The 6,974-nt window shown below is 48.5% G+C and carries 6 protein-coding genes; 3 read left to right on the forward strand and 3 right to left on the reverse strand.

Annotated elements, in window-relative coordinates:
* Nucleotides 1-237: 237 nt before the first annotated feature.
* Nucleotides 238-1,035 (reverse strand): Fe-S cluster assembly ATPase SufC, encoded by a 798-nt coding sequence (gene sufC / locus Q0294_RS07645; RefSeq protein ID WP_299462826.1) that lies wholly within the window; start codon nt 1,033-1,035, stop codon nt 238-240.
* A 74-nt stretch (nt 1,036-1,109) separates the two neighbouring features.
* Nucleotides 1,110-1,733, reverse strand: a complete 624-nt coding sequence (locus tag Q0294_RS07650) for a transcriptional regulator (protein WP_299462831.1) — start codon at nt 1,731-1,733, stop codon at nt 1,110-1,112.
* Between the two features lie 451 nt (nt 1,734-2,184).
* Here Q0294_RS07650 and Q0294_RS07655 point away from each other — a divergent pair, with 451 nt between their 5' ends.
* Both Q0294_RS07655 and Q0294_RS07660 read left to right on the forward strand, forming a co-directional pair.
* Nucleotides 2,185-3,861: an alanine/glycine:cation symporter family protein gene (locus Q0294_RS07655; protein WP_299462834.1), complete on the forward strand. Its 1,677-nt coding sequence runs from the start codon at nt 2,185-2,187 to the stop codon at nt 3,859-3,861.
* Nucleotides 3,862-3,973: 112 nt separating this feature from the next.
* Nucleotides 3,974-4,411: a universal stress protein gene (locus tag Q0294_RS07660; protein ID WP_299462837.1), complete on the forward strand. Its 438-nt coding sequence runs from the start codon at nt 3,974-3,976 to the stop codon at nt 4,409-4,411.
* A 47-nt stretch (nt 4,412-4,458) separates the two neighbouring features.
* Here Q0294_RS07660 and Q0294_RS07665 read toward each other — a convergent pair whose 3' ends face one another.
* A complete protein-coding gene (locus Q0294_RS07665) occupies nt 4,459-5,274 on the reverse strand; it encodes a DUF1080 domain-containing protein (RefSeq protein ID WP_299462840.1) in 816 nt (271 codons plus the stop codon).
* A gap of 438 nt (nt 5,275-5,712) precedes the next feature.
* Between Q0294_RS07665 and Q0294_RS07670 the strand changes: the two genes are divergently transcribed.
* Complete coding sequence (locus Q0294_RS07670; protein ID WP_299462843.1) at nt 5,713-6,768, forward strand: DUF3500 domain-containing protein; 1,056 nt, start codon at nt 5,713-5,715, stop codon at nt 6,766-6,768.
* Nucleotides 6,769-6,974: the final 206 nt, after the last annotated feature.

A 6,974-nucleotide genomic window follows, 5' to 3' on the forward strand; every position in this document is an offset into this window, starting at 1 on the left:
TGTCTGTGGGATCGTGAAATCCATACTGGTACTCACCAATAGCAGCATTTTCATTTTCAGAATTGGTATCCAGTTTGGTCGCCATTTCAATTTCTCCCGCTGTGTATTTCAAAACGCGTCCCTTGTCAGGATGCATTTTTTAAATTGATAAATAATTTTCTTAAGTGATAGATAAAAAACCGACAGTTTTGTCTGACTGAGACTGCTGATGAAATCAACTCGTCCCCGAAGTAAAGGCTATACTGCTTCCACAACTTCTTCTGCAGCCGCTGCCGGATGGCGTTCACGTATGCTGGAATAACCGTGTTCATGAAGTTCCGCAGCCAGACTGGCATCGCCTGTCTCAACGATTCTGCCTGCCAGCATGACATGCGTAAACTGAGGCTGATTGAATTCCAGCAACCGTTCGTGGTGGGTAATGATTAACACACCCATTTCCGGACCAGACAAACGGCTGAGCCCTTCGCTGACCACTTTCACTGCGTCACTGTCCAATCCACTGTCTGTTTCATCGAGGACGGCAAATTTTGGTTTTAACATTGCGAGCTGGAGAATTTCCATCCGTTTCTTTTCACCGCCTGAAAAGCCGTCATTCAAATAACGACGTGCCATTTCGAGGTCCATGCCCAGCTCAGTCATCCGTTCGCGCAGTTCTTTGCGGAACTCACGCATGGGAATGAGCTTTTCCCCTTCTTTCCGATCCGGGTTTCTGACATTGGACATTGCGTGTCTGAGAAAATCAGCCACTTTGACACCGGGAATGACAACCGGATATTGAAACGCAAGAAAGAGCCCTAACCGGGCACGTTCATTGGGATCCAACTCCGAGATCTCTGTGCCGTTGATCTCGATTTTCCCTTTTGTGATCTCGTAACTCGGGTGACCGGCCATCGCGTACGCCAGTGTACTTTTTCCGGAACCATTGGGCCCCATTAACGCATGGATCTCTCCCTGCTTAATTTCCAGGTCGACCCCTTTTAAGATCGGCGTGCCACTGACTGATACATGTAGATCGGAAATTTTCAACAAACTCATTTTTCGTATTTCATCCTGTCATTTGGAATTCGGAACGAATTCAAAATCATCAATTAAATGTAACGGTATTCAACTTAACTTATCTGCGCTTCGAACTCACAACAATGGTGCCCATCCAGACAGCACTCTGCCAGATGCATTTTCGTCCCCAACACCCGCTCAAAGACTCTCTGCTCCAGCTCACAGATGGTCGAATCCCCACTTGCAATGTCATGGTAGGGACAATTATGCTCCCGCAAAATCGGCAGTGGGCCGGAATGATCGAGTTCCACAACAAAGCCGCGCTCTTCCAAGGCCTGCTTCAACTGCTCCATCCGCCCATGCAGAGAGGGGGCATCCACATTGCGACCATATTGCTGCACCAGAGCAGTCTGAATTCGGGCGGCAAGCCGACATCGCAGTTCTTCGTTATCAATGCCTTTGAGTTCCTCCCATAAGATATTCGCCAGCTCAGCGTAATTATCCCCCAGCAGCCGCATTCCCAGACTGGTCACGGAATACGTGTAATGCGGACGTCCACGCCCTTCTTTGACCTGGGTTCGTGCGATTAAATCCAACCCCTGCAAACGGACCAGACGCTGGCGCACGGCAGTGGCCGTCACCCCTTCCTGCTCGCAAATCTCGTGAATCGTTGCGGACTTAAGACGATTGAGCCCCAGCAAAAAACTACGATCATTTTCATCAATCGAAACGCGCATGGATCGTTTTCTACATGGTTTAAAAGGGACTGGTTGATTATGATAACAACAGCCTGAAATATCAGAGCTGCAACATCTGCAATTCTCTCTATATAATCATCATAGGCAGATCTGCTATTTTTGACAACCAAAATTGTCAAAAAGAAACAATTGAGATTCAGTTTCAAAAACAGCGAACTTTTCGTGGCTTTTTCAAGAAACACCTTGGAACGTAACCTGTTATTTGATAGTCTCATACAACGATTATGATAACTGCGAAGTCTGTAGCGCTCCCATGGGATTCAGTAATCAATCCCGACTCTGCCCTGAAAACCAACCCAATCAAATCAAATTCCAAGGAAAAGCGGTAACACACCAGGTTTTTTTCGCTTTGGTTTCTATTGTAAAGACGGGAATCGGATTTGGTTTTTTATCTCTGGCAACTGTTACTTGCGAATGGGAATCCAATTTTATGAATTTCGACCGGCGAAACAGCCCCCTCAACTCGACACTACGTTCCGGACTGGCAGCGGCTCTGGTATTTCTGCTTTTTTATCCCGGTAATTTGAGCCTGGAAGCATCGCAGGCACCTGGCTCATCGACCGAAACGCACATGGAGACTCCTGGAGCAGCACAAGCCGCGGCAGAAAAACCAGCGCCGGAAGGCTTTGCACTTGTCGAGCAGAAAATCGATGCCGTCTTCGGAAAGTTCAACGAAACGTTGGGAGGAATTTTCTTTTATCCCGTTCCTTTAACAGCGCAACAGTTCCAAAAAGGAGAAGGAATTCCCCTGGCTGTACTCTGGCTGGTCATCGGTGCCACCTATTTCACCTTCCGCATGAACTTTATTAATCTGCGTGCTTTTAAGCATTCCATTAAGCTGGTCATGGGAAAATATGATAACCCGGAGGATGAAGGGGAAGTCACCCACTTTCAGGCTTTGACTGCTGCCCTTTCCGCGACAGTCGGGCTGGGAAATATCGCGGGGGTTGCGATTGCCATCGCCACCGGCGGTCCGGGAGCGATGTTCTGGATGATGCTGGCGGGGCTGTTGGGTATGACATCCAAATTTGCAGAATGTACTCTGGCTCAAATTTACCGCCGCATCAGCCCTGACGGGCGCGTCATGGGAGGTCCGATGTGTTACCTCTCCGTGGGCTTAAAAGAACTGTTTCCTGCCAACGCTTTTATGATTGGTCTCGGCAAAGCATTGGCTGTTCTGTTCGCTATATTGTGCATCGGCGGTTCGCTGGCTGGCGGTAATGCATTTCAGGTCAAACAATCTCTGGGCGCCGTCGCTGAGACGATTCCGTTCCTTAACGATTACAGCTGGGTCTATGGTTTGATCATGGCATTTTTTGTGGGCATCGTCATCATCGGTGGCATTCGCAGCATTGCCCGCACGACAGAAAAGATCGTGCCCCTGATGTGCGGTATCTATATTCTGGCATGCCTGGCAATTATTGTGTTGAATATCCAGAAAATTCCGGAATCCTTTCAATCCATCATCGACGGTGCATTCGCTCCTGATGCCATGTATGGAGGCATCATCGGCGTCTTAATTCTCGGTTTTAAACGAGCCGCCTTTTCCAACGAAGCCGGCGTGGGCTCTGCGGCCATCGCGCATTCGGCTGCGAAAACCAAATTTCCCGTTCGGGAAGGGATCGTGGCCTCGCTGGGGCCTTTTGTCGATACCATTGTGATCTGCACGATGACCGCACTAGTGATGATCATTACCGGCGCCTACAATGACCCTCAATACGCAGATCTGATCAAAAGCAACAATGGAGCCGCCCTCACTTCAGAGGCCATGGACTCGCAGATCCCCGGCTTTCAGTATGTACTCTCGGTCTCTGTCATTTTATTCGCTTATTCGACCATGATCTCCTGGTCGTATTACGGCGAACGCTGCTGGGCGTTTCTGTTTGGTGACAGCCGCACGATTTCGCTGGCATATCGCATCCTGTTTCTGATTTTTGTTGTGCTGGGCTCAATTGTTTCGGCAACGAATGTCCTGGACTTTGGCGATTTAATGATTCTAGGAATGGCGTTCCCCAATATTCTGGGTGTCCTGCTGCTTTCGAACCGGGTCAAAAAAGAACTGGACGACTACTGGAAACGATACAAGTCAGGGGAATTCGACAAGTAGACCAGTTGTGGAAGCGTCGATGTGATTACCATTGTTCCCTGCAGTCGTAACTTTATACAATCAAACCTGCCTGCTGTAATTTGACATCACTCATTCATGAAAGCACCGCATCATGGGCTATTTCCAAGGCAAAAAAATTCTCGTTCCTGTCGATTTTTCAGAAAGCTCTCTGGAAGCAATCAAACAGGCGATTCTCATTTCAGAGGACCCTGCTCTGGTCACCGTGGTGCATGTGATGGTTCCACTGGATCTGGTCTCTCCGGGCGTATTATTCGGCGGACTGACAGACGAGAAGCGAACGGAACACGTCCAAAAATATGCAAAAGAAGAATTTGCCAAACATCAGATCGAAGGAGTTACCTTCGAGACATTAGTGGGTGACCCGGGCATCAAGATTGCGGATTTCGCAAAAGAGAAAGGAACAGACCTGATCGTCATTCCTTCGCACGGTTATTCGGGCCTCACCAGACTGGCATTGGGGTCTGTCGCAGAACGCGTCCTCAGGCATTCACCCTGCCCGACCTTAGTCTTGCGCCAACCCAAAAAGTAAGTCCTTCACAGAGGACTTTTCACTCCTAAGACAGTCGCATCACAACTTCAGGAATCGTTGCCCTTCTGCTGTGCAACAGGTTCCTTTTGTGGCGCTGGTTCGGGAGGCAGAATTTCCACAACCAGATTCCGAAAATGGATCTCAGATCCTTCACTTTGAAGTGCAATCGCACCCTTACTGGGGTCGCAGCCGTTGACCTCTCCCAATTTGACTCCATTGATCATGACAGAAATGGTTCCCTGCCGACAGGTTAATACGCATTTATGCCACTTCCCGACCGGCAGATTCAAAGGGGTGGCAGGCGAGAGCGTATTCGCCGACTTGGCGCCACTTCCCGGTGTAGGAAACACATTGCCCACTTCCGGCCGGTGCAGCTGGACCTGAAATGCCTTAGGCCAGACTTTCTCGGGCTCGGTCGTAAACAGCAGGATTCCACTATTGGCATTGGGATCATTCGGATACATCCATTCCATACTGAATTGAAAATTCTCGTAGGATTTTTGTGTTCGAATATAACCGTAAGGTTTCCCGGAACAAATCAGAATACTCGGTTGATCTTTGCCACCACTCACGACCTTCCAGGTGACGTTTCGATTCTCTTCTTTCTCTTCTTCGCTGAAATATTTCCAGTGATCCCAGAAATTTCCGCCATTCAATAATTTCTCTGGTCCAGGCAATGGTTGAGGGGCGGGAGTCGTTTTGTCCGTGCTTTCAACGGGAGCTTTTTGAGTAGGAGAATTTTCACCAGGGCTGGCCTTTACCGGAGGAGTTGCTTCCTGTGCCACGACAGAAAATGCCCCCGGAACAGATAGGGAGTATGCAATCCCCCCCATCAAAAGCAGCGAAGAAAATCGTTTTCTCATTGTATTTCGCTTCCAACAGAAAGATTTCTGTTTTCGCTCTTCCCAAGAATGATGATAATTCAGCACGCTATGTTTTGCCCGACTAGACTGTTAAAAGAACTGGGTTATGGAAATGTAGATAAGAGAACCAAATATTCTAAACCCAGACTCATCAACATTCAATTATGCCCGTATCCGCTTCCACCAGATTTCACAAATGGCCTCTTCAGCAAACACTGCACACAAATCCACATCAGCCAGACTACCACGCCCAAGACCTAGTTACCAGTGCCAATTCAGATCATTTTCTGGCGAGGAAACACTTTTGACAAAATCAAGGTAATTCCAATCCAGGTGGATTTTATTTGACGACCAAGTGAAAGAACTGATAAACTGAACTACCGCTGCCGCTGAAATGTTACAACCCCTCAATAATACATTACAAAGATTGGTGTTCTCATGGAATTTAACTCTCGCTCTCCGTTGCATTCCCCACTTCCCAGCTCTCTGCCAATCTCGCGACGCCATTTCGTTCAAACGGTAGGTGCCGCCTTAGCGGGTACACCATTACTCGGTGCTACCGAACTGCTGAGAGCAGGGCAACCTGAAAAGACTTCCCCCTCGGCTCCGGAACCGCTTGTCAAAAAACTTTATGAAAGCTTCACTCCGGATCAAAAATCAAAAGTCTGCTTCAACTGGGACCACAAAGATAAACATGGACTGCTGCGTCAGCACATCCGGGCCAACTGGAACATTACAGAGCCGATTGTGAACAGTGATTTCTTTAGCAAAGACCAGCAGGAGCTCATTGAATCGATTTTCTTTGGCCACTTCGACCCGAGCTGGCATCAGAAAATCCGCAAGCAGCTTCAGGATGATCAAGGCGGTTATGGCGAAGATCAATCGATCGCCATTTTTGGAACCCCTGGCACGGATCAATTTCAATTTGTCATGACCGGACGACACACGACCGTACGCTGTGATGGAGACAGTGCTGAACACCTTGCCTTCGGCGGCCCGATTTTTTATGGTCACGCGGCAGACGATTTTAATGAAAAAGCCAACCATCCAGGAAACATTTTCTGGGAACAGGCATTAAAGGCCAATCACGTCTACCAAATCCTGGACGGAAAACAGCGTGAAGTCGCTCTGATTCCCAAAGCGCCGGCCGAAACAAAAATCCAGTTCAAAAAATCTGCGAAAGAAATCGCAGGTCTGCAGATTTCTGACATGACCGGAGATCAAAAGCAGGAGATGCAAAAAGTTCTCAATTCGTTAATTGAACCATTTCGTACTTCGGACCAGAGCGAAGTTAAAAAATGCATCAAAACGCAGGGAGGCCTGGATCAATGTCGTATCGCCTTCTATCAATCGGGTGATATCGGTGACGATCAGGTCTGGGACAACTGGCGTCTCGAAGGCCCCGCTTTTGTCTGGCATTATCGAGGCGCACCCCATGTGCATGTCTGGGTCAATATTTCTGATGACCCCCAGACGCAAATCATTGCCAGTTAAACTGCTCGGCTGAGCGTATTTCGCGATTCCCGCATCCGGCGAATCCGCACATCGACTTCAATCTTTGTGCGGATTCAATACGTCTGCCGGAAAACATCGCCAGTTTTTCAAAAACATGCCCTGTAGTGAACGGTTCCCCTTCAATAGGGCAGGAAAACCTCGGTTTCTTTTCCTGTCCTGTTCACGAATGTCTCTCGATGATACCG

Origin of the sequence: uncultured Gimesia sp. (assembly GCF_937919775.1) — a bacterium.
Taxonomy (GTDB): Bacteria; Planctomycetota; Planctomycetia; order Planctomycetales; family Planctomycetaceae; genus Gimesia.